The organism is Sphingomonas sp. Leaf22 (genome assembly GCF_001421715.1).
Taxonomy (GTDB): Bacteria; Pseudomonadota; Alphaproteobacteria; order Sphingomonadales; family Sphingomonadaceae; genus Sphingomonas.
Genome location: NZ_LMKP01000008.1, coordinates 33,937 through 58,346, shown reverse-complemented (window position 1 = coordinate 58,346; position 24,410 = coordinate 33,937). Strand labels below are relative to the sequence as shown.

The 24,410-nt window shown below is 65.7% G+C and carries 21 protein-coding genes; 11 read left to right on the top strand and 10 right to left on the bottom strand.

Annotation, left to right across the window (positions count from 1 at the left end):
* Nucleotides 1–84: 84 nt before the first annotated feature.
* On the bottom strand, nucleotides 85–816 hold the full coding sequence (locus ASE70_RS05480; protein WP_056502205.1) for a class I SAM-dependent methyltransferase: 732 nt from the start codon (nucleotides 814–816) through the stop codon (nucleotides 85–87).
* Nucleotides 817–1,003: 187 nt separating this feature from the next.
* Here ASE70_RS05480 and mutM point away from each other — a divergent pair, with 187 nt between their 5' ends.
* From mutM to dnaA, 3 genes are all read left to right on the top strand, one after another.
* The gene (gene mutM / locus ASE70_RS05475; RefSeq protein WP_056502204.1) at nucleotides 1,004–1,816 is read left to right on the top strand and encodes a bifunctional DNA-formamidopyrimidine glycosylase/DNA-(apurinic or apyrimidinic site) lyase; all 813 of its coding nucleotides are present in this window, start codon (nucleotides 1,004–1,006) and stop codon (nucleotides 1,814–1,816) included.
* A 91-nt stretch (nucleotides 1,817–1,907) separates the two neighbouring features.
* Entirely contained in the window at nucleotides 1,908–2,171 is a 264-nt protein-coding gene (gene rpsT, locus ASE70_RS05470) for a 30S ribosomal protein S20 (protein ID WP_056001951.1), read from the top strand.
* A gap of 460 nt (nucleotides 2,172–2,631) precedes the next feature.
* Nucleotides 2,632–4,044 (top strand): chromosomal replication initiator protein DnaA, encoded by a 1,413-nt coding sequence (dnaA, locus tag ASE70_RS05465; RefSeq protein ID WP_056397913.1) that lies wholly within the window; start codon nucleotides 2,632–2,634, stop codon nucleotides 4,042–4,044.
* Nucleotides 4,045–4,322: 278 nt separating this feature from the next.
* Here dnaA and ASE70_RS05460 read toward each other — a convergent pair whose 3' ends face one another.
* The 4 genes from ASE70_RS05460 to secB all read right to left on the bottom strand — a co-directional run bounded on the left by ASE70_RS05460 (nucleotide 4,323) and on the right by secB (nucleotide 9,409).
* On the bottom strand, nucleotides 4,323–5,954 hold the full coding sequence (locus ASE70_RS05460; RefSeq protein ID WP_056502203.1) for an alpha-D-glucose phosphate-specific phosphoglucomutase: 1,632 nt from the start codon (nucleotides 5,952–5,954) through the stop codon (nucleotides 4,323–4,325).
* A gap of 104 nt (nucleotides 5,955–6,058) precedes the next feature.
* Entirely contained in the window at nucleotides 6,059–7,063 is a 1,005-nt protein-coding gene (gene trpS / locus ASE70_RS05455; protein ID WP_056397906.1) for a tryptophan--tRNA ligase, read from the bottom strand.
* A 12-nt stretch (nucleotides 7,064–7,075) separates the two neighbouring features.
* On the bottom strand, nucleotides 7,076–8,656 hold the full coding sequence (murJ, locus tag ASE70_RS05450; protein ID WP_056502202.1) for a murein biosynthesis integral membrane protein MurJ: 1,581 nt from the start codon (nucleotides 8,654–8,656) through the stop codon (nucleotides 7,076–7,078).
* Between the two features lie 252 nt (nucleotides 8,657–8,908).
* Entirely contained in the window at nucleotides 8,909–9,409 is a 501-nt protein-coding gene (gene secB / locus ASE70_RS05445; RefSeq protein ID WP_056397900.1) for a protein-export chaperone SecB, read from the bottom strand.
* A 182-nt stretch (nucleotides 9,410–9,591) separates the two neighbouring features.
* Between secB and ASE70_RS05440 the strand changes: the two genes are divergently transcribed.
* The 4 genes from ASE70_RS05440 to ASE70_RS05425 all read left to right on the top strand — a co-directional run bounded on the left by ASE70_RS05440 (nucleotide 9,592) and on the right by ASE70_RS05425 (nucleotide 13,217).
* A complete protein-coding gene (locus ASE70_RS05440) occupies nucleotides 9,592–10,233 on the top strand; it encodes a Tim44/TimA family putative adaptor protein (RefSeq protein WP_156356013.1) in 642 nt (213 codons plus the stop codon).
* 5 nt (nucleotides 10,234–10,238) lie between these two features.
* Nucleotides 10,239–11,516, top strand: coding sequence for a murein transglycosylase A (gene mltA / locus ASE70_RS05435; RefSeq protein ID WP_056502201.1), 1,278 nt, complete (start codon nucleotides 10,239–10,241; stop codon nucleotides 11,514–11,516).
* Complete coding sequence (locus tag ASE70_RS05430; protein ID WP_056397896.1) at nucleotides 11,497–12,039, top strand: Smr/MutS family protein; 543 nt, start codon at nucleotides 11,497–11,499, stop codon at nucleotides 12,037–12,039. Before mltA ends, ASE70_RS05430 begins: the two co-directional genes overlap by 20 nt.
* 245 nt (nucleotides 12,040–12,284) lie before the next feature.
* Entirely contained in the window at nucleotides 12,285–13,217 is a 933-nt protein-coding gene (locus tag ASE70_RS05425; protein ID WP_156356003.1) for a hypothetical protein, read from the top strand.
* A gap of 50 nt (nucleotides 13,218–13,267) precedes the next feature.
* On the opposite strand, the gene ASE70_RS05420 is transcribed toward ASE70_RS05425, so the two are convergent.
* Nucleotides 13,268–13,714: a J domain-containing protein gene (locus tag ASE70_RS05420; RefSeq protein ID WP_056502195.1), complete on the bottom strand. Its 447-nt coding sequence runs from the start codon at nucleotides 13,712–13,714 to the stop codon at nucleotides 13,268–13,270.
* A gap of 122 nt (nucleotides 13,715–13,836) precedes the next feature.
* On the opposite strand from ASE70_RS05420, the gene ASE70_RS05415 reads away from it, so the two are divergent.
* The 3 genes from ASE70_RS05415 to ASE70_RS05405 all read left to right on the top strand — a co-directional run bounded on the left by ASE70_RS05415 (nucleotide 13,837) and on the right by ASE70_RS05405 (nucleotide 18,098).
* Nucleotides 13,837–14,577 carry a WecB/TagA/CpsF family glycosyltransferase gene (locus ASE70_RS05415; RefSeq protein ID WP_056502190.1) on the top strand — a complete coding sequence of 247 codons (741 nt, stop codon included), beginning with the start codon at nucleotides 13,837–13,839 and terminating at the stop codon, nucleotides 14,575–14,577.
* Nucleotides 14,578–14,683: 106 nt separating this feature from the next.
* On the top strand, nucleotides 14,684–16,834 hold the full coding sequence (locus tag ASE70_RS20965; protein WP_056502188.1) for a cellulase family glycosylhydrolase: 2,151 nt from the start codon (nucleotides 14,684–14,686) through the stop codon (nucleotides 16,832–16,834).
* A gap of 274 nt (nucleotides 16,835–17,108) precedes the next feature.
* A complete protein-coding gene (locus ASE70_RS05405; RefSeq protein WP_056502185.1) occupies nucleotides 17,109–18,098 on the top strand; it encodes a glycosyltransferase in 990 nt (329 codons plus the stop codon).
* 39 nt (nucleotides 18,099–18,137) lie between these two features.
* Here the strand turns inward: ASE70_RS05405 and ASE70_RS05400 are convergent, their stop codons facing one another.
* The 4 genes from ASE70_RS05400 to ASE70_RS05385 form a co-directional block, all read right to left on the bottom strand.
* Nucleotides 18,138–19,004, bottom strand: coding sequence for a hypothetical protein (locus ASE70_RS05400; RefSeq protein WP_156356001.1), 867 nt, complete (start codon nucleotides 19,002–19,004; stop codon nucleotides 18,138–18,140).
* The gene (locus ASE70_RS05395; RefSeq protein ID WP_056502180.1) at nucleotides 19,001–20,371 is read right to left on the bottom strand and encodes a GNVR domain-containing protein; all 1,371 of its coding nucleotides are present in this window, start codon (nucleotides 20,369–20,371) and stop codon (nucleotides 19,001–19,003) included. The genes ASE70_RS05400 and ASE70_RS05395 overlap by 4 nt, the downstream gene beginning before the upstream one ends.
* The gene (locus ASE70_RS05390) at nucleotides 20,368–21,708 is read right to left on the bottom strand and encodes an AAA family ATPase (protein ID WP_056502178.1); all 1,341 of its coding nucleotides are present in this window, start codon (nucleotides 21,706–21,708) and stop codon (nucleotides 20,368–20,370) included. The genes ASE70_RS05395 and ASE70_RS05390 overlap by 4 nt, the downstream gene beginning before the upstream one ends.
* A gap of 69 nt (nucleotides 21,709–21,777) precedes the next feature.
* On the bottom strand, nucleotides 21,778–22,929 hold the full coding sequence (locus ASE70_RS05385) for a GumK N-terminal domain-containing glycosyltransferase (protein ID WP_056397868.1): 1,152 nt from the start codon (nucleotides 22,927–22,929) through the stop codon (nucleotides 21,778–21,780).
* 293 nt (nucleotides 22,930–23,222) lie between these two features.
* Here ASE70_RS05385 and ASE70_RS05380 point away from each other — a divergent pair, with 293 nt between their 5' ends.
* Nucleotides 23,223–24,407 (top strand): outer membrane beta-barrel protein, encoded by a 1,185-nt coding sequence (locus ASE70_RS05380; RefSeq protein ID WP_056502173.1) that lies wholly within the window; start codon nucleotides 23,223–23,225, stop codon nucleotides 24,405–24,407.
* Nucleotides 24,408–24,410 lie beyond the last annotated feature (3 nt).

The window sequence follows — 24,410 nt, the reverse complement described above, 5'->3', positions numbered from 1 at the left end:
TCGATGGATCGCAACCGTTCCCCGTCCATGGATTCCGGCCTGCGCCGGAATGACGGGACAGAAGATAGTCCAACGGGATCGCGATCAAATCTTCCACCCGCTATGGATCGCGACCAGCCCGCCCATGATCGGTTCCACCCGCGTGCGGATGAAGCCCGCCTCGCCGATCATCCGTTCGAAGGTGGGCATGTCGGGAAAGCGGCGGATCGATTCGATCAGATAGCGATAGCTGTCCTCGTCATTCGCCAGCAGCTTGCCGAGCTTGGGCACCAGATTGTGCGAATATTGGTCGTAGACATCGGCAAAGCCCGGCCACGTCACCGTCGAGAATTCGAGACAGAAAAAGCGCCCACCGCGCTTCAGCACGCGGTGCGCCTCGCGCAATGCCTTCGGAATATCAGTCACGTTGCGGATGCCGAACGCGATCGTATAGCCGTCGAACGACCGGTCGCCAAAATCGAGCGTCTCGGCATTCTGTTCGGACCAGAGCAGGCCGTCGATGCCGCGCTTTTCGGCGCGTTCCATGCCCACGCCCAGCATCGCGGGGTTGATGTCGGCGACCGTGATATGTGCGCCGGCCTTTGCCATGCGAAACGCGATGTCGCCGGTGCCGCCGGCCATGTCGAGAATCGATTCGCCCTTTTGCGGTTTCACCCGCGCGACGAACCGGTCCTTCCACAACCGGTGCATGCCCCCCGACATCGCGTCGTTCATCAGGTCGTAGCGCGAGGCGACGCTGGCGAAGACATCGCCGACGCGCTTGGTCTTTTCCGCGGGAGCCACATCTTCGTAACCGAAGGATACCGTGTCGTTCATGAGACTGCCCTAGCGGTGCCTTGTGGCCGGAGCAAACCGAACCTAGCTTTCTTTGTAACCAGCGACGTTCCTGGCTCCAGACGTCACCCCGGCGCAGGCTGTGGTCTCTCGCGGCAAGGGCATCGCTGATCGCTGTCAGACCCCAGCCTGCGCTGGGGTGACGCCGGAGGTGACCGAAAGGATCTGAATGCCCGAACTTCCCGAGGTTGAGACGACCGTGCGCGGTCTGGCGCCGGTGCTGACCGGGAAACGACTGGCGCGGGTCGTCGCGAATCGTGCCGATCTTCGCCGGGCGATGCCGGTCGATCTCGGGCAGCGGCTGACCGGGGCGACGGTGACCGGCCTGTCGCGTCGCGCCAAATACGGGCTGATCGCGACCGATCGCGACGACACCTTCATCTTTCACCTCGGCATGTCGGGGCGGTGGCGGGTCGATCCGGCCGAACCGCTGGCGCACGATCATCTGGTACTGGCGACCGATGCCGGGCGGCAGGTGGTGCTGAACGATCCGCGCCGCTTCGGGTCGGTCGATCTGATCCCGACCGCCGAGGTTGCGGCATGGCCGCCATTTGCCGCACTAGGACCCGAGCCGCTGGGACCGGACTTCACCGCCGAGCATCTGGAGCGGCGGTTCGCGGGGCGGATCGCGCCGATCAAGATCCTGTTGCTCGATCAGCGAATCGTCGCGGGACTCGGCAATATCTATGTGTGCGAGGCATTGAACGTCGCGGGCATTTCACCGACCCGGCCGGCGGGGCAGATCGCGCGCGAACGGCTGGCACTGCTGGTCGATGCAACCCGCGCGGTGCTGTTGTCGGCGATCGAGGCGGGGGGATCGACGTTGCGCGACTACGCCCGTCCCGATGGCGAACTGGGCTATTTCTCGAAACAATTCAGGGTCTATGGCCGCGAAGGCGAGCCGTGCCCGTGCGGCGGTGTCGTCGAACGGCGCGTCGATGGCGGGCGCTCCACCTTCTGGTGCCGATCCTGCCAGCGATAGTTGACCTGCCGCCCCCGACCAGTTAAGGGGCGCACCTTCTCCGGTCGGATTGTTCGATCGGCACCAATCATTTGCGAGAGTCGAGGACGGCATGGCGAATACGCCACAGGCGAAGAAGCGTATCCGGCGCAATGCGCGTCGTGCGGAAATCAATGGTGCGCGCGTTGGCCGCATCCGTACCTTCGTGAAGAAGGTCGAAGCAGCGATCGTCGCGGGTGACCGCGAAGCGGCGACCACCGCGCTGGCGAGCGTCCAGCCGGAGTTGGCCCGTGGCGTCGCCAAGGGCGTGCTGCACAAGAACACCGCGAGCCGCAAGTTCTCGCGCCTGACGAAGGCGGTCGGCGCGATCGCCTGATCGCTTCGTCCCTGTCGGACAGGATCAACCCCGTCGACCCTATGGTCGGCGGGGTTTCTTGCGTCGCCTGTCCGCGCTGTCACGGGTCGGTCCGAAGCGCCCGTCCCGCGCTGGAATGGTTCCTGCGAACCGCACCGAATCAACGTCCGGGAAAACGGCGGAAATCCGTGGATTCGAGGATTCGGGTCGGGCGGAAATGCGCTAAGATATTGACTAAAAACGCTAAAAAATAAATCCAACGGGTTTCCGCCGCTGGTGCGCTGTCAACCGCCTTTATTTCCGTTTCGTGACTTGATCGATCGGCGTCGCGGTTCCTAAACAGCACTTCCCGACGCCGATAGCGGTGGTCGGGGCCCGCACGAATCTCCGTGTACGATCGTCGCTCCGGCGCGGTCAGGGGGGCTTTTAACCGATGGATGAACCGTAGCGGAGAAGCCGATTCTCCGGGCGGGAGGGGTGTATCTGCGTGACGAAGCCGGTGGATCATGGTCAGGTTGAGGTTGCCGCGGCATGGGCCTGCGTGCGCCAGAACCTGCGTGCGTCCGCCGGACAGCGGCTGTTCGACCGGTGGCTGAAGCCAATGGAACTGGTTGCCCCCGATGGTGACGGCGTCGTCCGCCTGACGCTGCCGTCGGCGTTCATGACCGACTGGGTCCGCAATCATTATGCCGAACGGCTGACGCACGAATTCCGGGCGCAGTTGCCCGAAGTGCGCGACGTGGTGGTCGAAACGGCGAGCGCGCTGCAATCGCGAATCGTGCCGCCGGCCGTCCTGCCCGACTCGGCACCGGCCCCCGTCGCGCCGCCGGTCGCCTTCGCGGCCGCCGTGCCGCAGCGGGTGCCGGGCGAGCGGCCGGTGTTCGATCCGCGTTATCGTTTCGACCGGTTCGTGGTTTCGGCGTCGAATCGAGTCGCGTTCAATGCCGCGAAGGCGGTGGCCGAGCCGGGTGCGCCGCGCTTCAGCCCGCTGTTCCTGCACAGCGGTACCGGTCTCGGCAAAACCCATCTGATGCATGCGATCGGTCATGCGTTCCTCGACGCCGATCCGGCGGCGAGCGCGACCTATCTGCCGGCCGAGCGGTTCATGTTCGAATTCGTCGCGGCGATGCGCGCACGCGATACCCATGGGTTCAAGGCGCGGTTGCGCGGCGTCGACCTGCTGATGATCGACGACCTGCAATTCGTCGCGGGCAAGGATGCTACGCAGGAGGAATGCCTGCACACGATCAACGCGTTCATGGACGCGGGCAAGCGGGTGGTGATCGCGTGCGACCGTTCGCCGGGGCTGCTGGAGGGTATCGATCCCCGGCTGCTGTCGCGGCTGGGCGGGGGGCTGGTCGCCGATATCAAGCTGCCGGAAACCGAGCTGCGCCATGCGATCCTCGCGGCGAAGCTGGCCGAGGTGCCCGGCATCGTCGTGCCCGAGGATGTGCTCGAATTGCTGGCCGGACGCATTCGCGGCAGCGTGCGCGAGCTGGAAGGGGCGCTGAACCGGTTGATCGCCTATGCCTCGCTGACCGGCGATACGATCGACATGGCGTTCGCGCATGCGACGCTGGGCGAAATGCTCGCCGGCCCCGCCAGGCGGGTCACGATCGATGACATCCAGCGGGCGGTGTCGGCGCATTTCGAGGTGAAGCAACTCGACCTGATCTCCGCACGGCGGGCGCAGGCGATCGCGCGGCCGCGGCAGGTGGCGATGTATCTCGCCAAGCGGCTGACGACTCGCTCGCTCCCCGAAATCGGACGCAAGTTCGGCAATCGCGACCATTCGACGGTGATCCACGCCGTGCGCCGGATCGAGGAATTGCGCGGGCTCGACCGCGAGATCGACAGCGCGGTCAGAACGCTGCTGCGCTCGCTCGAGGGCTGAGCGCGGGTCTTACCCACCCCGTTCGGTTCGAGCAGCTTCGAGCCTGTCGAGAAGCGTCCGTCGAGAACGTGGTTCGATAGACGTACAGAAGTAATAGAAGAATTGGTTCGCGCAGAGGCGCGGAGGCGCAGAGGGGTTGCGTCCCGGCATGGCCGTCGTCCGCGCCAGCGGCCTTCACCCATGCGGTAGCCGCAAGCGCAAGCGTCTCCCGATTGCGGAGGGGGTGCTGCGAACACAACCCCTCCGCGCCTTCGCGCCTCCGCGCGAAATCCTTCTTCTTACGTGATGACGTCCGGCTCGTTGCGGCCGGTATGCTGCCTGATCGAGGCGACCGTCTCGGCTGCCGCGACCAGCGGGGCGAGCGCATCGCCGGTTTCCTGCGCCAGATCGCCCTCGGCCGGTTCGTAGCGTTCGATATAGACGCGCAGCGTCGCGCCCTGGGTACCGGTGCCCGACAGGCGGAACACGATGCGCGATCCGTCGGCGAACAGGATGCGGATGCCTTGGTTGCGGCTGACCGATCCGTCGGTGCTGTCGTGATAGGCGAAGTCGTCGGCCTCCGACACGGTCAGGTCTCCGATCGCGGTGCCCGGCAGCGTGGCGAGACGGTCGCGCAGCGACGCCATCAGCGCATCGGCCCCCGCCTGCTCCACGCCCTCATAGTCGTGCCGCGCATAGTAATTGCGGCCATAACGCGACCAATGGTCCGCCATGATCTCCGCAACCGGCTGACGGCGGGCGGCGAGGATGTTGAGCCAGAGCAGCACCGCCCATAGCCCGTCCTTCTCGCGGACATGGTCCGAGCCGGTGCCGGCGCTTTCCTCGCCGCAGATGGTGACGAGACCGGCGTCGAGCAGATTGCCGAAGAATTTCCAGCCGGTCGGGGTTTCGTACAGCGGCACGTTCAGCGCCTGCGCGACGCGGTCGGCGGCGGCGGAGGTCGGCATCGAGCGGGCGATGCCGGCGATGCCGTCCTTGTACCCCGGGGCAAGATGGGCGTTGGCGGCGAGCACCGCGAGCGAGTCGGACGGGGTCACGAAGATGCCGCGGCCGATGATGAGGTTCCGGTCGCCATCGCCGTCCGACGCCGCGCCGAATTCTGGTGCGTCGGCGGCCATCATCCGGTCGTACAGTTCATGGGCATGGACCAGATTGGGGTCGGGGTGATGCCCGCCGAAATCGGGCAGGGGGGTGCCGTTGACGACGGTCCCGGCAGCGGCACCCAGGCGGCGTTCGAGAATCTCGGTCGCATAGGGACCGGTCACGGCGCTCATCGCGTCGAACGACAGGCGGAAGCCGCCGGCGATCAGGTCGCGGATCGCGGCGAAATCGAACAGCGTCTCCATCAGGTCGGCATAGGCGGCGACCGAGTCGACCACCTCGACGGTCATGCCGTCGACATCCTGTTCGCCCAGCGAATCGAGGTCGATGCCGATCGCGTCGCTGATGGCATAGCGATCGATATCAAGCGTCCGGGCGTAGAGCGCGTCGGTGAAGCTTTCGGGGGCGGGGCCGCCGTTCGACACGTTGTATTTGATGCCGAAATCTTCGTCCGGGCCGCCGGGATTGTGGCTGGCCGACAGGACGAGCCCGCCGATCGCGCCGCGCTGGCGGATGACGTTCGAGGCGGCGGGGGTCGACAGAATGCCGCCCTGTCCGACGATCGCGCGGGCGAAGCCGTTGGCGGCGGCCATGCGGATCGCGGTCTGGATGACCTCGCGGTTCAGATAGCGGCCGTCGCCGCCGATCACCAGCGTCGCGCCGTCCTTGCCCTCGACCACGTCGAACACCGACTGGATGAAGTTTTCGGCGTAGTGCGGCTGCTGGAACACCCGCACCTTCTTGCGCAGGCCCGACGTGCCGGGCTTCTGGTCGGTAAAGGGCTTGGTTTCGACAGTAATGCTGGTCACGAACGGCTTCCCCTGTAGTGGGCCTTGCCGAACGCATAAGGTGACGAAGGTGCCACGGACAACATATATTTGGCCGCAGCACGCCGATTAAATAAAACAAATATTCAGATCTGAAGTCCCAATGCCTGTTGGGCTGCCAACAGGGTCGGGCGGGCCAGCGCATCGGCCTTTGCCGCGCCCTTGGCCAATGTCGCGCCGACGGCGGCGCGGTCGTCGAGCAGCGCCACCAGTCGGTCGCGGATCGGGCCGAGCTTGGCGACCGCCAGATCGGCGAGGGCGGGCTTGAATGCGCCGAAGCCCTGACCGCCGAAGTTGGCGAGCACGTCCTGCGACGTCTCCCCCGACAGCGCGGCATAGATGGTGACGAGGTTGCGCGCCTCTGGCCGTTCGGCAAGGCCGGCGATCTCGGACGGCAGGGGTTCGGGATCGGTCTTGGCCTTGCGGAACTTGGTCGCGATCTGATCGTCCGAATCGATCAGGTTGATGCGGCTCAGGTCCGACGGATCGGACTTCGACATTTTGGCCGTGCCGTCGCGCAACGACATGATCCGCGGCGTATCCTCCGGGATCATCGGTTCGGGCAGCGGGAACAGATCGACGCCGAAATCGAGGTTGAATTTGGTGGCGATGTCGCGCGCAAGCTCCAGATGCTGCTTCTGGTCCTCGCCCACGGGCACATGCGTCGCCTGGTACGCGAGGATATCGGCGGCCTGCAGCACCGGATAGGTGAACAGGCCGACACTGGCACCTTCGCGGTTCTTGCCGGCCTTGTCCTTCCACTGGGTCATGCGGTTGAGCCAGCCGACGCGGGCGGTGCCGCCCAATATCCATGCCAGCTCGCTATGCGCGGGGACGCGCGCCTGATTGAACAGGATCGAGCGGTCGGGATCGATGCCGGCGGCGAGCAGCGTCGCCGCCATCTCGATCGTGTTCGACGCCATTTCCTTCGGGTCCTGCGTCACGGTCAGCGCGTGCAGATCGGCAAGGAAGAACAGGCAGACATCGTCCGGACCCATCCGGTCCTGCAACCGCACCCAGTTGCGGATCGCGCCCAGATAATTGCCGAGATGGAGGTTGCCGGTGGTCTGGATGCCGGAGACGACACGCATGGTTTTATCCTATCAGGCGGCGCGCCGACGCAGCAGCGCGCGGAGATCGGCCAGCCGGAACGCTCCGGTGGCAAGGCAGGCAAGGCCGTAGACGATGGCCCCGGCCCCGACGAGCGCGACCATGCCGATGATGCGGGTCAGCACTTCGCCGGTGGTCCAGGGTGCGACGACGCGGTCGGCAAAGAACAGTGCCGCGCCCATCAGCAGCGCGGCGATGGCGAAGCGCGGCAGTCGGTGGGTAAGTTGCCGGTCGAAGGCGAAATGCCCGCGCCGCCGGAGCGTCACGTAGAGCATCGCGAAGTTGACCCATGCGGCGACGGCGGTGGCGAGCGGCGGGCCGATATGGGCGATGGTCGGGATGAAGGCGAGGTTGAGGACGATGTTGATGACGATCGATATCATCGCGAACCGCACCGGCGTCCGCGTATCCTCGCGCGCATAAAAGCCCGGCGTCATCACCTTGATCAGGACATAGGCGGGCAGGCCAAGCGAGAAGGCGGCGAGCGACTGGGCGCTGCGCAGCGTATCCTCGGGCCCGAAGGCGCCATGCTGGAACAGCGCCCGGATGATCGGTTCGGCGACGGTCAGGAAGGCGATGGTCGCGGGCAGCGTCAGCAACAGTGCCAGTTCGATACCGCGATTCTGGGTATCCATCGCCGCCGCGTCTTCCTTGCGCGCCAGTTGTCGCGAAATGGTGGGCAGCAGGATCGTGCCGAGACCGATGCCGATCAAGCCCAGCGGCAACTGGTTCAGGCGGTCGGCATAATAGATGTAGGAAATTGATCCCTGATCGAGCAGCCGCCCCGACAGCGCGGTCGAGATCAGCAGGTTGATCTGCATTGCGCCCGCGCCGATCGCGGCGGGGACGATCAGCCGCAGCATCTCGCGTACTTCGGGGGTCAGGCGCGGGCGCTGCGGGCGAAGCGACACGCCCGCCTGACGACAGGCGAACATCACCCAGCCAAGCTGCAACGCGCCGCCGACGGTGACCGCCCAAGCCTGTACCCGCGCCGTCGCGTACGGGTCGGGGCCGTGGAAGAACAGCAGCCCGGCGACCATCGCGACGTTCAGCAGGATGGGTGCTGCGGCATTGACCCAGAATTTATCGAGCGAATTGAGGATCGCGCCGAGCAGCGACACGATCGAGATCAGCAGCAGATAGGGAATGGTGATCCGCGACAGCGTAACCGCATAGGCGAATTGTTCGGTAGTCGGGTTCTTGAACCCGCCCGACAGCAGCCAGGTGAGCGGCCATGCGGCGATCAGCATCACGACCGTCGCGGCGATCAGCACCGGCAGCAGCACCGACAGCACCGCCTGCGCAAAGCCGAGCGCGGCGGGCAGCCCCTGACCCTCCGCCGCCGCGTCGCCTTCGGCCACCTTCTTGTTGAAGAGCGGCACGAAGGCGGCGTTGAACGCGCCCTCGGCGAACAGCGCGCGGAACATGTTGGGCAGGCGGAAGGCGACGAGGAACGCGTCCGACGCGAACCCTGCGCCGACGAACGTCGCCTGGAGCGAGTCGCGGCCGAGTGCCAGCACGCGGCTGGCCAGCGTCAGGCCGCCGACCGACCCCAGCGATTTCGCCAGTTTCATGCGGTTAGCGCCGATCGATGTGCGGGCGGTACCCCGGCGCAGGCGGGGGTACGGGGACGGATCGACACGTATCGAACGCTTTGGCCACTGATCTGAACCCCAGTATCCGCGTCATCCCGGACTTGATCCGGGGTCCCGCTTTCCGGGCGGGTAGAGAAGAAGCGGGACCCCGGATCAAGTCCGGGGTGACGCTCGACGAAGCGAATTGCCCCATGTCGATCAGCCCTGTGATCCCGCGCCCACCCCGAGAAATCAGGCGTGGCCGGCGACTTCGCCGAGCGCGCCCTGCTGTTCGGCCTGCGACAGATACAGTTGCGCGAAGTCGATCGGTTCGAGCAGCAGCGGCGGGAAGCCGCCGTCGCGCACCGCATCGGCCAGCACGCGGCGAGCGAAGGGGAACAGGATGCGCGGGGCTTCGCCGAGCAGGAAGGGTTGCAGATGTTCGGCCGGAATGTTGCGGAGGCCGAACAGGCCGGCGAACGACAGGTCGACCAGATACATGACCTGATCCTCGACCTCGGCCCGCGCTTCGATCTTCAGCACGACTTCGTGGACGTCGTCGCCGACCTGGTTGGCACCGATGTTGAACTGCACGTCCAGCTTGGGCTGACCGGCGATCTGATACACGCCCGGCGCGTTCGGGTTCTCGAACGACAGGTCCTTGACGTACTGGGTGATCACGTTGACCGCCGGCTGGCTGTCGTCCCCGTTGGCAAAGGCGTCGATGCCGCCTGCGGCGTTCTGTTCGTCCATGTCGATCCCTGTCGGCTCGGGCGGATAGCTTTGGCGCTTCCCGCGTTAAGATGGCGCGGACTAGCAGCGGCCAGACCACGATTCAACGGGTCGACCACCCGGGTGAACATATGGCCGTCACGCCGTTTGTATCCGCGCTCGTTCGGTCCTATGTCCGGACGATGGAAGGAAGTGAAGGCATGGTGGTTTTTGTCGTCCTGCTCGCAATGGTCGCGGCGTTTCTGGCGATGCGGCTCTATGCCGTGCTGGGGAAGCGTACCGGCCATGAACCGTTGCCGCGCACCGCGGACGAGCGGATCGCGACGCCGCCGGTCGCGCGCCCGATCGAGGTGACGCCCGAAGCGCGCGTGCTCGGCCAGCGTCATGTCGACAGCGGGGCCGAGGGCGGTCTGCGCGCGCTGATCGCCGCCGACCCGTCGTTCGACGTCGCACAATTCGTCGAAGGGGCGAAGTCGGCCTATCGCATGATCCTCGAAGCCTTCTGGAAGGGCGACGAGGCAACGCTGGAGTGGCTGACCGAGCGTGATGTGCGCGACGCGTTCGCGCAGGCGATCGCCGATCGCAACGCGGCGGGCCATGTCCTCGACAACCGGCTGGTATCGATCGAACGCGCGGTCGTGACGGAGGCGTCGGTCGAAGGTGGCGTGGCGCGCGTATCGGTGCTCTTCGATGCCGATATCGCCGCGATCACCCGCGATGCCGACGGCAATATCGTCGCGGGCTCGATGTCCGACGCGGTCGAGACGCATGACGTCTGGACGTTCCTGCGGGTGCTCAAGAGCAACGACCCGAACTGGAAGCTTGCCGATACCGACGAAGCCTGACGTCGATGCGCAAGGGGGGATTGGCGGCGCTTGCCGCGCTGCTGCTGGCTGGCTGTTCGAATGCGATCGTGCCGCGGGGCGTGGAGACGACGACGTCGGCGCGTCCTGCCACCCGCGCTCAGGCACCGGTGCAGCGCCCGGTTGCGGTTCGTCAGCCGACCGGTGCGGTCCCGCTGCCGCCGATTACCGGCGGCGCTGCGGTCGATGGCGCTGTCACCGCGCTTGCGGCGGGGGTCGTCGCCGGACCGCCGGTCGCGACGCTGCCACTGACCGAAGAGTCCGCCGCGCGCGCGCTGGCGGCGTTTCGCATCTCCTGTCCCTCGCTGGTGCGGCGGACCGATCCGACCGGGCTGACGCAGGGGGCCGACTGGCAGGGCGCGTGTGATGCGGCACGGTCGACCGGGACGGGGCAGGCGCGGGCATTCTTCGGGCAATGGTTCGAAACCGCGCAGGTCGGCGACGGCAAGGCGTTCGCCACCGGCTATTACGAACCGGAAATCCACGGATCGCGAACGCGGCAATCGGGGTATGAAACACCGGTCTATGGTGTGCCGGGCGATCTGATCGAGGCCGATCTCGGCCTGTTTTCGACCGATCTGAAGGGCAAGCGGGTTCGCGGTCGGGTCGATGGCGCGAAGCTGATACCCTATTATGATCGAACGGCGATCGAGGAAGGCGCGCTGGCCGGACGCGGCCTCGAAATCGCGTGGGCGGCCGATCCGGTCGAGATGTTCTTTTTGCAGGTACAGGGTTCGGGGCGGCTGCGGCTGCCCGATGGCGGAGTCATGCGCATCGGCTATGCCGGGCAGAATGGCCGCGACTATACCGGCATCGGCAAGTTGATGCGTGATCGCGGGCTGATCGGACCGGGGCAGGCGTCGATGCAGGGGCTGATGGCGTGGCTGCGCGCCAATCCCGAACAGGGGCGCGCGGTGATGCGCGAGAACAAGAGCTTCGTGTTCTTTCGCGAACTGACCGGGCCGGGGCCGCTGGGCGCGATGGGCCTACCGGTGACCGGCAATGCCAGCGTGGCGACCGATGTCCGCTTCGTGCCGCTGGGCGCGCCGGTGTTCCTGTCGATGGATCGCACCGATGCCTCCGGCCTGTGGGTGGCGCAGGATACCGGCGGCGCGATCAAGGGCACCAATCGTTTCGATACGTTCTGGGGTGCGGGCGACGAAGCGCGGGCGATCGCGGGCGGCATGAGCGCGCGCGGCACGGCGTTCCTGCTGCTGCCGATCGGAACCGTTGCACGGATCGCGAGTGGCCGGCCGACGCCTTGATCCGGGTGAGGCGGCGCTGTGGGCGCGGGTCGTCGCGGCGGTAAAGCCGCTGCACGGCGCGCGACCCGTCGCTCCTCTCGCGGTGCTGGAACAACATGGTGCGCCCAAGCCCAAGCCCGCGCGGCCGATCGCGTCACCCGCCGTCAAGCCCGCACGCCCGGCACGGACGCCCGGCGATACGCTCGACGCGAGCTGGGACCACAAGCTGGCGCGCGGACTGGTCAGTCCCGATGCGACGATCGATCTGCACGGCCATACGCTGGCATCGGCCCATGCGCGGCTCGATCAGGAACTGGGACGGGCGATCGTTCGCGGCGACCGGGTGCTGCTGGTCGTGACCGGTCGCCCGCCGCGTGCCGAATCGGAACGGCCGCATGCCCGCGGGGCGATTCGGGCGGCGATCGGCGACTGGATCGCGGCCGGCCGGCACGTCGACCGCATCGCATCAATTCGCGGCGCGCATCCAAGGCATGGCGGAGGGGGCGCGCTCTACCTTATTTTGCGGCGCAACCGAACGGGCTGAAAATCGCTGCGACGGGGGCGTTTCGGCCGGGTAGTCTACGGTCGATTCCCGCCTAAAAACCGCAGAAGTCAAGGGATCGTAACGCATGCGTATCGACGGCGATATCGTTTGCGGGAACTAGTTGTTTTTCAATAAGTTGATCCCGGTTTGATACATATTTGCCACGCTTGTGCTGTCCCGCAACAAGACATATGTAAAAGGCCGTCTCCGACCGGGAACGAAATGGTTACTCGACAGTAAATGCGGTGCTCGTCGAAGTGACGTTGCTGACCCGGGTGAAGACATTCGACAAACCTGTTTCCTGCCTTTGCGCGGAAAAGGGGGGACCGAATGGTGCAGGGAGTCGATCGTCGGCCACCGCGCACCTCCGGGGCAACAAGGAGGATTATTTTATGGCATTTGGTGATAACAGTGTTCTGATCACGACCGCGACCCAGCAGGATGTGGTCGCGAACGGCAACAGCGACACGTATCAGGCCGGCGACGGTGCAAACGCATTCGTCATCGCCAATGGCAATGTCGGCAACGACCTGTTCATCGGTTGGGGCGCAAACGACTCGATCATCAACAACCGTCAGATCTTTGACGGCAATGGCGATGGCTTCATCCAGTTCGGTTCGAACGGCGTCCTCGACATCGATCGCGTCAGCCGTCGCAATGCCGGTCAGGACCAGCTGCAGCTCGCCGGCGAAAACGCTCTCGTCACCGAACTGCGCTATCTCGGCAACAAGAACGGCGGATACGTTTATGCCGAATCGGCAACGCTGAAGAACTTGTGGGAGCCCTTCGGCCGCACCAACGTGATCGAAGGCACGGTCGGCGACAACTCGTTCAACATGGCAGGCGGCGCCAAGGTGCTGTTCCATGACAACGCGCTGGGCCTGAACCTCGGTGGCGACACGATCAGCAACTTCGGCAGCGACGATCTGCTCGTCAGCACGTCGATGATCTTCGACAGCGACATGAACGACACCGTGACGTTCGGCAAGAACGGCGTGCTCGACATTTCGGGTTCGAACGGTCCGGCGGCAACCGATCCGGCGGGTGGCCCGGGCGGCCAGCTGAACTTCACCGACCAGACGTCGGTCAAGTACCTGGGTTCGAACGAAATCGGCGGCGTGACGTACTATTACTACGGCACCACCGACTCGACCTTTGATCCGACCCCGGGCGCGTAAGCGTACCTTCGGTAACGGACGGAAAGCCCGGCACGAAAGTGTCGGGCTTTTCATCGTTCCAGACCGATGACGGTTGCTGCCGCGACGGCGGCACCGTCGCCCCGGTCGCGCTGATAGGCGCGGATATCGGGGGAAAGCACATAGGCGATGAGCGCGAACGCAACGGCCGCCGATGCGCCGTCGCGGACCCGCACCGGCGGGCACGGCGACCGCGATACCGCAGCGCGATCCGCCGTCCGGCGAATGGTCTGTCGCCGGTCGGTCCCCGACGGCATCGGCCGGATGGTCTGCCGTCGATCGACCATCCGACGCCGTTCCGGATCGGATAGCGTACGATAGGCGCTGATGATCGCCGCCGCGCGATCGGCGGCATCGGTATCGCGCGACCGGTCGGGATGCCACTGCGCGATCATCCGTCGAAACGCGCGCTTGATCTGGTCGGGATCCGCGCCACGATCGATATCGAGTACCGTATAGGGATCGGCAGTATCGGTCATCGGCCCGCCTCGATTGACTATTCGTCCGAGGCATTGCTACGAGCGCGGTTGCGGGGCGGTTGAGCAACAGGCTTAGCGCCGGGTTCACCATAGTGCGCACATACCAACCCGACGGAGCAGGAATGATCGAGGCGGAAACCAGCAGGATCGGCCCGGTCGATATCGCCGTCGTGACCTTTGACGAAGCGGTGGCGGCGGTCGACGACCGTATCGACGCAGCCGATGGTGGCAGCGTCACCTTCTGCAACGCGCACAGCGTCAACCTGGCCCGGACCGACCGGCGACTGGTCGACGCCTATTCCGACAGTCTGGTGCTGAACGACGGGATCGGCGTCGATATGGCGCGCAAGCTGCTATATGGCGCGCCGTTCCCGGCGAACGTCAATGGCAGCGACTTCATTCCGATCTTCTTCGAACGAAGCCGCCACGACCTGCGCTTGTTCCTGCTCGGCAGCCGGCCGGGCGTCGCCGCGCAGGCGGGCGCGATCATCGCGGAACGGTATCCGCGCCACCGTGTCATGGGTGTGCGCGACGGCTATTTCGAACCGGACGAAGAGGCTGCGCTGGTCGACGAGATTGCGCGATCGGGTGCGAATCTGCTGATCATCGGCATGGGCCAGCCGCGACAGGAGATTTTCGCGGCGGAACATGCGGCGAAGATCGGGATGGCATCGATGAGCGTCGGCGCGTTTCTCGATTTCACCTCCGGCGCGATCCCGCGCGCGCCGGGCTGGCTGCGTGCGGCGCGGCTGGAGTGGGTCTATCGCCTCGCGCTGGAGCCGCGGCGCATGTTCGACCGGTATGTCCTCGGCAATCCGCGATTCCTGCTTGGTATCCTAAAGGATCGCAGGCGTAACGACTAAAATGTGATGAACGGCGCGTTATCCGGATCACGCAACCGATTATCGACAGGCTTGGCAGCATAAAGCCCGGGAAGGTCGCACAACTGCGACGGCTGCGGGGTCTGAAATGCTTGGTATCAACCTGTCCGGTGCGGAGTTCGGCAAGGGCGACCGCTATGGCTATGACTATGTCTACCCATCGCTGAAGGATCTGACCTTTTACGCGCAAAAGGGTATCGAACTCGTTCGTCTTCCGGTGAAGTGGGAACGACTGCAAGACAAGCTGGGCGGGCCGCTCGACGAGCAGGAAATGGCGCGGCTGACCAAGTTCCTCGACAATGCCCAGAGCCTGGGCATGAAGGTGGTCATCGACGTCCATAATTACGGCCGCTTTGCCGGCAAGGCGATCGGCACCGCCGATGTTCCGGTCGAGAAGTTCGCCGATTTCTGGTCGAAGCTGGCCGATGCCATCGGCGACAAGCCGGCGGTGTACGGCTATGACCTGATGAACGAGCCGCACAACATGCCGAACAAGACGGTATGGCCGGCGGCGGCGCAGGCGGCGGTCGATGCGATCCGTGCGCTGGGCGACAAGACCACGATCTTCGTCGAGGGCGAAAGCTGGGCCAATGCGACCAACTGGGGGTCGAACAACCCCAATCTGGACATCAAGGACCCGGCCGACAACATCGTCTACGAGGCGCACCTCTACCTCGATAAGAACCAGTCGGGCACCTATGCCGGCAGCTACGATGCGGAAGGGGCCACCGCCGATGTCGGCGTGAAGCGGTTGCAGGCGTTCGTCGCGTGGCTGGAGGAAAAGGGCGCACGCGGCTTCATCGGCGAATTCGGCGTCCCTTCGGACGATCCGCGCTGGCAGGTCGCGCTCGACAACATGCTCGACGCGATGAACGATTACGGCTTGTCGGGCACCTATTGGGGCGCCGGCAAGTGGTTCAACGGTTATAATGTCGGCCTGCTCGACAAGAACGGCAACGGGAAGGCGTCGCTCGACACGTTGCTGTCGAACCTGGCCGATGGTCGCGATGTCGGGCTGGCGCAATTGTGGGCACCCGATCCCGTTTCGACCGGAACGGTCGTCAACACCACAACGTCTGCGGGGCGGATCGGCACCGCCGGCACCTATGACAAGGTCGATTTCTCGACCGCGACGGGGGGGGTCACCGTCAAGCTCGATGGCCTGAAATATGTGTCGATCGAGGAAGTGGTCGGCAGCAATTTCAAGGATGTTCTGGTCGGCGACAGCGCCGCCAACACGCTGATCGGGGGCAAGGGCAACGACGTGCTCGACGGCGGGGCGGGGGCCGATATCCTGACCGGCGGCCTTGGCGACGACGTCTATTATGTCGATAACGCCCGCGACGTGCTGACCGAGCGGGTCGGCGAGGGCCATGACGTGGTCCACGCCACCGTCGACTGGGTCCTGGGCAATTCGTTCGAGGATCTGAAGCTCGACGGTACCGCGATCAGCGGGACCGGCAACAAGCTGGACAACGTCATCATCGGCAACGCGGTGGCGAATGTCCTGAACGGCGGCTGGGGCGATGATGTGCTCGACGGTCTGGGTGGTGCGGACCGACTGATCGGCGGTACCGGCAACGACACCTATTATGTCGACAATGTCGGCGACGAGACGGTCGAGGCGTACAAGGCCGGCAACGACACCGTCATCGCGACGATCGACTGGACGCTGACCGCCAATGTCGAGAACCTGACGCTGTCGGGTGGCGCGCGGCGCGGAACGGGCAACAGCAGCGACAACAAGCTGATCGCCAACGACGCCGGCAATTCCCTGTACGGATTGAAGGGCGACGACATCCTGACGGGCGGTGCCGGCAAGGATTGGCTGGAAGGCGGCGAAGGCGAGGACAGGCTGTCCGGCGGGGCCGGCGACGACATTCTGATCGGCGGCACCAATCGCGACTGGCTGACCGGTGGGGCCGGGCGCGACACCTTCCGCTACCTTGCCGGCAACGAATCCAAGGGTAGCACGATGGACCGCATCCTCGACTTCACGCGCGGCGACGACGTCATCGACCTGTCGGCGCTCGACGCCAACACCAAGATGAGCGGCAATCAGGCGATGACCTTTATCGGCACCGCCGAATTCGGTCGCAAGGCCGGGCAACTCCGCTACGAAGTGATCGACGATTACACCCAGGTCGAAGTCGACCTGAACGGTGATGGCAAGGCTGATTTCGGCATCCGGCTCGAAGAATTCCACTACAAGCTGGCGGCCAGCGACTTCATCCTCTGATCGACGGTTTCCGTCGGAACCCGCGATACCGTTCGTCCCTTATGGGGCGGGCGGTATCGCCACGTTCGGTATCGGGGAGCACCGCCCACTTGCCGCCATCGGAACCACGCCGTAGATCGACCATCCCGTCCGTATCGTTCATCGGCTGGTAAAGACGAACTGCTACCGCGGGAATCACGGGCGCAGTGTCTTGTAATTGAGGGCAGACTTTGTGCCGGGCCTGTCCTACGCTACCGGCGAGGACGGTCGCGGCAGGACGATAGAAGGAAAGCGAATGACCGACCTGCCCCGCGTGTCGGTGGTGAGTGCCTTCTACAATCGTGGCAGCCGGGTGAGGGAATCGGTCGGCACCATCCTGGCGCAGACCTATCCGAACCTCGAAGCGGTGATCGTCGACGACGGATCGACCGACGATACGCTGGCGCAGCTGAAGACGTTCGACGATCCCCGACTCAAGATCATCACGCGCGACAATCGCGGGTTCGTTGCGTCGATCAACGAAGCCATTCGCGCCAGCAGCGGTGCGATCGTCGCGATCCATGGTTCGGGCGATCTGTCCTTTCCCGACCGCGTCGCGCGGCAGGCGCAGGTGCTGATCGACGATCCGACGATGGGCGTGGTCGGATGCTGGGTCGAGGATGACGAGACGGTAGGCGACGGTACGCTGGTCTTCCGCCCGCCCGCCGGGCTGCCGTTTCATGCGGCGTTGCTGGGCCGCAACCTGTTCACTCATGGCGAGACGATGTTCCGCCGGGCGCTGTACGATCGGGTCGGCGGCTACCGCGAGTTCTTCCGCTATGCGCAGGATCGCGACCTGTGGCTGCGCATGTCACGCCATACCGGCTATGCGATCGTTCCCGACATCCTGTACCGGCGGTTCAAGCCGGCGGGCGGGGTCAGCGCCGATCCACAGAAGCTGGTGCTGCAGGCCTATCTGTCCGACTTTGCCGTGCAGTGCGCGCTGGCGGTCGACCGGGGGGAGGACGACCCGATCGACCGGCATGGCTATCTTGCCCCGTTCCTGCGCCAACGACCCGAAGTACTGGCGCGCAAGCTCGCCTGGTATGGGGCACGCCTGATGGTGAAGGGCGATTTCGCGCGGGGCTGGCCGGTGATCGAACAGGCGCGCCGCGAAGCGGGCAGCTGGCAGGTGAGGATGATCCACGCATTGGCCGCGCTGCACACGTCGCCGGTGATCTGGGACCGAATCGGGCGGCCGATCCTCGCGCAGCGGCTGGCCTATTTTCGCCAGTCCGACGACTGACCGGGCAGGACGGCCGCAACGGGCCGTCCTGCCGCAGGTTCAGCGGATCAGGATGCTGCCGAGGACCGGCACGTCGGCCGCTTCGAGGCGCGGCAGCAGCGTGTCGAGCGCGGCGAACGGCGTCTGGGTACGCTCGACCACCAGCAGCAGCCCGTCGGCCCCGCGCGCGATCGCGGCGATCATTTCGGGTGGCTGATGACCGGCGTCGATGATCGCGAAGCGATGGCCGAGGCGGATGGCGCGAATTTGTTCGACCAGCGACACGCGCTCGACCGTTTCGGGCAGCGCGGCGATCGCCGGACCGGCGGCGATCAGCGACAGGTTGGGCACCGGCGTCTCGGTCACCGTCGCTTCGCGATCCTCGGCACCCGACAGGAGCGAGGTGACGCCCTCGACCGGATCGACCGCGAACAGGCTGTGGTGGGTGGGCGCGGCGAAGTTCGCATCGACCAGCAGCCCCGGCTGGCCAAGCTGTGCGACGAGCGTCGCCAGATTGGCGGCGACGCCCGGCGCATCGTCGGTGCCGACTGCCGCGACGACGATCACGCGCAGGTCGCCCCGTTCGAGATCCTCGATCGCGAACAGGCTGGACCGCAGCGCGCGCAGCTTCACCGTCAGGGGATTGTCAGGGTCATAGGCGGCGACGACCGCACGGCTGACGCCGGTGGCGTCGGGATCGATCAATGTGCCCGCTTCGGCGCGCGTCGCCAGCGTCCGCTGGACCTGTTCGGGCGCCACGACGCCGAGGTCGACGACCGCTTCGGTGAAGCTGGCCCCGGTCCGGGCGCGATACGCCTCGATCCGGTCCAGTTCCTCGCGACCCAGCCGGTTGGCGTCGATCAGCGCGGTTTCGATGTCGCTATAGCGATCCGCCGCGGGCCGCGACGTGCTGGAACGCAACCTCATGCCGATGCTTCCTTTCCGGCAAAACCAACATGGACCGAACCCCGGCTGAGATCGGCGAGCACCGGCACGCCGGTCGCCCGTTCGAACCCGTCGATGGTGCGCACGCGGGGCCGGCGCCATTCGAGGAACAGCGCGAGGAGGATCCCGGCGAACACGCCGCCGACGATGCCGAGCAGCAGACGCAGGGCGACGTCCGGACTGGACGGCAGCGTCGGCGCGGTCGCGCGGTCGAGCACGCTGACGTTGGTCTGCGGAATTTCGCTCTGCAGGCGGACTTCGTTCAACCGTGCGGTGACCGCGTCATAGGCGGCGCGCGACGAGTCGACGTCGCGTTGCAGCACCGCCATTTCGTCCTGCGCGCTGGCCAGCCGCAGCACCCGTTCGCGCTGTGCCGCGACCAGACCACGCAGATTGGCCTCGCGTGCCGCTGCGGCGGCGCTGTCGGTGCGGACCGCGTCGACGACCGTGCCGACCGCCTGACCACGCCGGGCGCGCAGTTCGGCGACCTGCGCCTGTGCGGCGACGACCAACGGATGGTTCGGGCCGAGCGACTGACGCAATTGCGACAATTCCGCTGACTTGGTCGCGATCTGGCCGTCCAGCCCCTGCACGACGGCGGACTGCTGGGCTGAGGACGACGACCCGACCGAGGTGTTGGCGCGGGCGCGCGACTGTGCGGTTTCGGCCTGCGCCGTGGTCATCTGTTGCGACAATTCGCTCAACTGCGCCTGTTCGATGTCGAACCGGCCAGCACCGACGAGGCCGCGTGCCTGCTGGAAGCTGCTGAGGCGACGCTGCGCCTGTTCGAGGCGGTCGCGCGCTTCGTTGATCTGCGAGCGGAACCACTGCGAATAGACACGGGCGGGATCGATGCGCAGCTGCAACTGCGTCTGGACATAGGCCTCGGCAAAGGCGGTGGCGAGCTGGGCGGCCTTTTCGGGGTCGGCGCTCTTGTAGTTGAGCGACAACACGTTGGTCGTGCGGGTAGTCACCACTTCGAGCGGGGCGACCAGCCGGCGGCCGATCCATTCGCGCAGGCCGATGCGCTGTTCGCCCGATTCGCGATAGCGCTGGATCAGGTCGGGGTCCTTGTCGTAGCCGAGCTTTTCGGCGACACGCTGCGCGACGACGCCCGACCGGATGATGTCGACCTGCGTCCCCAGCACCGATGCCGACGCCTTGGCAGCGCCGTTGCCGCCGGCGACCGGATCGGATTGCTGCAGATCGAACAGCAGCGTCGACGACGCGGTATAGGTACGCGGCGACTGCCACGTCCAGATCGCGACCGCGACGATGCATGCGATCGCGACGAGCGCGACCAGCCGCCAGCGGCTTTTCAGCGACTCGAGATAGTCCCAGACATTCATTGCATGGTTCCTTCGTCGGCGGACGACGCGGGGACGGACCCCGTCCGCGTCGTCACGCACATCGCCAGCAGCAATTGCGGCGCGAGCACGTCGTCGAACGCCAGCCGCTGCGATCCTTCCTGCATTCGCCCGAGTGCCGGGGCGAAACTTTCGATCAGATGGGGCACCTGCGCCGGATCATGGCCGTCGCGGATCAGCGCTTCGGTCAGGTCGGCGACGGTGAATTCGAGATGGGTGGCGCAGGCGCGCGCAAAGCTTTCGAGCAGCGCGATCGGATAGTGGTGTTCGCCCAGCAGCCGGGCGAACAGTTCGTCGTCGCGCGGATTGGTCGTCCGCCAGACCGCCTGCGCGCGGCGCAGCCCTTCGGTCATCGCCGCATCGTCGACCTCCTGCTGTCCGCGATCGATCGCGACCAGACAGGCCTGCAGGCTGAACAGCCGCATGTGATAGGGCGAACCGCACGCCGCCCAACGCAACGCTTCCAGCGCGCTGGGTGCCATGGTCAGACCGATGGCGTTGCTGGTCAGGCGGATGAAATTCTTAACCTCGGCATCGGCGATCGGTTTCAGCCCGACAGCGGTCAGATGGCGGCGGACCGAAGCATGGACGTCGATCAGTTCGCTGACGTCGCCCGAAATGCCGACGAACAGCAGCCGGACGCGCGAACGCATGTCGGACAGCAGTTTCAGCAGCAGCGCCAGTTGCGCCTTGGTCTCGCTATCGTCGAGCCGGTCGAATTCGTCGAGAATGAAGACGACATCGTCGCGGTCGGCCCGCGCGAGCAGCGCGGCGACTGCGCGCGGTGTCGGCGCTGCCGACAGCAGGTCGATCGCCTTCGCATATTCGTCCCCGCGCAACCCGAACGGGGCGGGGCCGAGTTCGTGGAGATAGGGCAGGATCACCTGACCGAAGTCCCCGGTGCCGGCGCACGACAGATAGATGATCGTGGCACCGCGGGCGTCGGCCATGTCGCCGAAGACGCGGACCAGCGACGTCTTGCCGCTGCCGCGCGGGCCGTGGATTACGGCGTGCATGCCCGATTCGAGTACCGTCTCGCGCAGCGTGGCCAGTTCGTGTTCCCGCCCGAACAGGTCGCGCGGATTGTCGACCGGCTGATTCGCGCCGAACAGGCGGACGGCGAGGGCGCGGGTACGCTCGATACGGCGTTCGGGCGACAATTCGGGGGTGGCGGTCCGGGCCGGTGCCGTCGGCGCGCGCGGAACCGGAGGGCGCGACGCCTGCGCCGCGACCTTCAGCGGACTGGGCAGCATCCGGCCGGTATCACCATTGAGCTTTCGCAACAGCAGACGGACGCGGCCCATCAATCGATCGAACATTCCGCCTCCTTCCCCGCGGGCCGGCGCTGGCCTGCCCGGACCTTGCATCGCATAAACGTCATCAATTGCCTATCGGTTCGAATGCGGTAGGGCGTGACCCGGCAACGCGGTGTCCGGATAGCGTTCGGGGTGCAGCAACCGTTCGCCGATCCCGTCCCATGTCGGGAAGGCGCGCGGTGCCACGCTGCCCGCTGCCGCCAGCGCATCGCGTATTGCCGCCCCGATCGATACGGCATCGTCGTTACGATATCCGAAACGCGACGTCACATCGCCGCAGGCGAAATCTGGGCAAACCGCGGGCAGGCCGAGATATTCATACTGGGCAAGCTTCAGACTGGACTCCGCCAGATATTCGACGCCGGCCGCCCGGTGATAGGGGGCGAGCCCGATCGTCGCATGGCGCAGATAGGGCAGGGTCGCGCGGAACGGCATCTCGTCGTGCAGGATGACGTTGGGCGGCACATCGAACTTCGCGCCGCTGCCGATCACGTGGAATTGCACGTCGGGAAAGGCCGGCGCGGCGATGCGGAAGAAATTCTGGTCGAACAGCATCGCCCCGACCGACACCGCGTTCACCGTGCCGGGCGCGTACGGATTGACCCCGTCGTCGACGAAATCGTCGGGATCGATGCCGAAGCCGATTCGCGTCAGCCGGTCGGTCGCCCAGCCGAAATCCTCCGCCATCACGCTGGAGCGCAGGCTGACATGATGGACCAGCGCGCCATCGACCTCCAGCCGTTGGCGGACATAGGGATGCGCCCCGACGGTATCGAGCCGGTCGGTGGCGTAATAGATGATCCGCGCGGTCGGGTTGAGCCGGCGCATCCGCCGCAGCATCACCGCCGCAACCGTCGCCTCGACCACCAGATAATCGGCCTGTGCGAACATCCGGTCGACGTCGCGATTGGGCAGTTCGGCATAGAGCGGGAACAGCGTGCCCATCACCTTGTCACCCAGCTTCGATCCCGTGGCAAAGGGGTGGAAGGCGGTGCGCCACAGATAGCAGCGGATGTTGTCGACGGTTTCGAACTGGTTGGCCCGGTCCCACAAAAACAGCCGCGAATCGCCCTTGCGCCGCGACAGGCGGCTGAACCGCGTCGACAGGAAGGTGACGTCGTACCCGGTATTGGCCAGCGCCTTGGCGATCGGATGGATGCTCGCCCGCTTCGCGGTGCGATAATCGTGAAACGCGGACACGAACACGACCCGTCCCTTGCTCATGTCGCGCTCCCTGTGGCGTGCTGCGCGCATTCTCGATCCGCGCGTTCGGCGACGCAATGGCTTGCCGCGCGCGCAGGGTCAATGGTGCGCGGGCAAAATGATGCCGCAGTGCAGCATCGGGATATACTTTTCGTGCCGCGATCGGTAGTTACGGCAACCCGATCGGGCGATCGGACCGGCTGCGTGCCGGAACTCGCCCGTATCGTAACGGTCGCGTGCGGATTTTGACCGGACGATCGGAAAGTCATAGAGCGGTGGGCCGGATGCGCCGCATCCGACAGGGAGTTCGGGGAATGAAGGGTCCAGTCGCCATCGCCGCGACCGCTGGCGCGGTCGGCCTTGTCATGGCCGCAGCACCCGCGCGGGCGCAGGAAAACAAGTTCGACCTGTCGCTGGCGCTGGTCGAAACCTACGACACCAATATCCTGCGCCTGGGAGAGCAGCGCACGAACCAGCCGACCGACAACCTGTCGACCGCACCCCGGCTGACGCTGGATTACAGCCGGCAACTGGCGCGGCAGCGGATCTTCGCCAATGGCTATGCCGGTTATGTGTGGAACAACCGGTTCGACTTCCTGAACCGGCAGGATATCGCGCTGACCGGCGGTGCCGACATCCGCGTCGGGCCGAAATGTCGGGCGACGGTGCTCGGTACCTTCGTGCAGGCACAGTCCGACCTGGAGGATCTGGGCGTCGTCATCAGCAACACGGCGACGACCACCGATTACTCGATCGCGGCCAGCTGCCCGCGCCCCTCCGGATTTTATCCGATCGCCTCGGCCGGATATTTCAAGGTCGACAACGAACGCCGCCAGTTGCGCAACCAGAACATCATCGATGGGCGCGTCGGCATCGGCTACAGCCTGCCCAGCCTAGGCACGGCGCAGTTGTTCGGTGCGTTCTCGACGATCCGTCGCGCGCGCTTCTACGATACGCCCGAGGGGCCGGTCCGCGACGTGACGCAGATCCGGTCGGCCGGTCTGCGCGTGGGACGCGACGTCGGCACCCGGATCAAGGCGAGCGGCGAGGTCGGCTATACTTCCGCCGATCCCGCATCGCCGCAGGCGACGCCGTTCAGCGGCATCACCTATTCGATCAACGCATCCTATACCCCGATCTCGCGATTCGTCCTGACGGCCGCGTTCGGCCGGTCGGTGTCGGCGCGCGGCAATTTGGGCGTCAGCTATATCCTGCGCGATCAGGTCGATTTCGGCGCACGGCTGACGATCAGCCGGCGCACGTCGTTCGGGGCCGGTGTCCAGCTGTCGCAGCGCGATTACAAGGGCGAGGACCCGTTGTTCGTCGCGGAGCCGCGTCTGTCCGATACGCAGCTTAACGCTCAGGCCGATGTCCGCTACCGATTGGCGCAGCCGATCACGCTGGAACTGGCCGCCCGGTACCGGCAGCGTACGGCCGAAAATGATTTTTACGATTATGACAGCTTTGCCACGACATTGCGGGCGATGCTGAGCATATGATGG

Coding starts and splice junctions, on each gene's coding strand:
- ASE70_RS20965 (WP_056502188.1), top strand. CDS start 14,684: ATGCTTGGTATCAACCTGTCCGGTGCGGAGTTCGGCAAGGGCGACCGC.
- secB (WP_056397900.1), bottom strand. CDS start 9,409: ATGGACGAACAGAACGCCGCAGGCGGCATCGACGCCTTTGCCAACGGG.
- ASE70_RS05380 (WP_056502173.1), top strand. CDS start 23,223: ATGAAGGGTCCAGTCGCCATCGCCGCGACCGCTGGCGCGGTCGGCCTT.
- ASE70_RS05480 (WP_056502205.1), bottom strand. CDS start 816: ATGAACGACACGGTATCCTTCGGTTACGAAGATGTGGCTCCCGCGGAA.
- mutM (WP_056502204.1), top strand. CDS start 1,004: ATGCCCGAACTTCCCGAGGTTGAGACGACCGTGCGCGGTCTGGCGCCG.
- ASE70_RS05395 (WP_056502180.1), bottom strand. CDS start 20,371: ATGAATGTCTGGGACTATCTCGAGTCGCTGAAAAGCCGCTGGCGGCTG.
- murJ (WP_056502202.1), bottom strand. CDS start 8,656: ATGAAACTGGCGAAATCGCTGGGGTCGGTCGGCGGCCTGACGCTGGCC.
- trpS (WP_056397906.1), bottom strand. CDS start 7,063: ATGCGTGTCGTCTCCGGCATCCAGACCACCGGCAACCTCCATCTCGGC.
- ASE70_RS05420 (WP_056502195.1), bottom strand. CDS start 13,714: ATGACCGATACTGCCGATCCCTATACGGTACTCGATATCGATCGTGGC.
- ASE70_RS05415 (WP_056502190.1), top strand. CDS start 13,837: ATGATCGAGGCGGAAACCAGCAGGATCGGCCCGGTCGATATCGCCGTC.
- ASE70_RS05390 (WP_056502178.1), bottom strand. CDS start 21,708: ATGTTCGATCGATTGATGGGCCGCGTCCGTCTGCTGTTGCGAAAGCTC.
- ASE70_RS05385 (WP_056397868.1), bottom strand. CDS start 22,929: ATGAGCAAGGGACGGGTCGTGTTCGTGTCCGCGTTTCACGATTATCGC.
- mltA (WP_056502201.1), top strand. CDS start 10,239: ATGCGCAAGGGGGGATTGGCGGCGCTTGCCGCGCTGCTGCTGGCTGGC.
- ASE70_RS05400 (WP_156356001.1), bottom strand. CDS start 19,004: ATGAGGTTGCGTTCCAGCACGTCGCGGCCCGCGGCGGATCGCTATAGC.
- ASE70_RS05405 (WP_056502185.1), top strand. CDS start 17,109: ATGACCGACCTGCCCCGCGTGTCGGTGGTGAGTGCCTTCTACAATCGT.
- rpsT (WP_056001951.1), top strand. CDS start 1,908: ATGGCGAATACGCCACAGGCGAAGAAGCGTATCCGGCGCAATGCGCGT.